Origin of the sequence: Arsenicibacter rosenii, assembly GCF_001870735.1 — a bacterium.
Taxonomy (GTDB): domain Bacteria; phylum Bacteroidota; class Bacteroidia; order Cytophagales; family Spirosomataceae; genus Arsenicibacter; species Arsenicibacter rosenii.
The window spans coordinates 1-920 of record NZ_MORL01000188.1 but is presented as its reverse complement, the minus strand read 5'-3'; the positions used below and the strand labels follow the sequence as shown (position 1 = coordinate 920).

The window sequence follows — 920 nt, the reverse complement described above, 5'->3', positions numbered from 1 at the left end:
TTCAAACGCGTCCGGAATTTCTTTACGGGTGCAGTACACGGCCGTATCGCCAGGGTTCATACCGGCAGGGCGGGAGGTTGAGTTGGCCAGCCAGACCTGATTAAACGAACCTTCGTAGCGCGAGTCATCATCCGAATAAAGGTCGAGCAAAAAACGGGTAGGCATGTACCGGTTAAATGGCCGCCCGTTCAGGATGTCGCGGGTCATGCCGGGCCGGTCGTCGTATTTCATGATAAACAGCAGATGTCCGTTATTGCTGCCCCGGCTATGCCCGTATGGGTTGGAGACGCTGTTTGCTAAATCGTTTATGGCCAGGTTGGTCGAGTAATCCACGACATAAATTGCCTCTTTCGTTTTGAGGTTACTCATTTTCCAGAGATCGGCATAGCTGGCTTCAAGTTTGTAGCCGTAATTGCCCGTCAGCACAGCCTGTGCCATGTCCAGGGCTTCCTTGTTCAGATTCCGCGTCAGGTACATCCGGGCCAGAAACGACTGAGCCGCGCCTTTGGTCGCCCGGCCATACTGCTGGGACACCGGCAGGTTGGCGGCGGCAAACTTCAGGTCGTCAAAAATCTGGTTGTAAATCGTTTCAACCGACGTTTTATTGGCCGTCGAAATGATGCCGTTTGTTTCCTGAGTCGTAAAGTGGGTGGGTCCCCAGCTTTCGACAATATGCCAGTAATAAAAAGCCCGCAGGAAACGCAGTTCCCCTTCGCGGATTGGCCGCTGTGTAGCGCTCAGTCCGGCACCGGCAATGCGGTTGATACCGGCGTTACAGAGGTTAATGGCGGCATAAAATTCGCGCCATTCACTGGCCAGAGCGCCGTTGTTTCCCTGGAGGTTGAGGTACTGGGTCAGGTCGCGGTATACTTCGCCCGCGCCGCTTGTCCAGATGTCGGTACCGGTTTCGGCAATGTTGT

1 protein-coding gene is annotated in these 920 nt (G+C 54.6%); it reads right to left on the bottom strand.

Translation table 11 applies throughout. The annotated features are described in order from the left end of the window. Positions 1-920: RagB/SusD family nutrient uptake outer membrane protein (locus BLX24_RS30720; RefSeq protein ID WP_177225990.1), on the bottom strand; the 920-nt coding region annotated here is incomplete at both ends.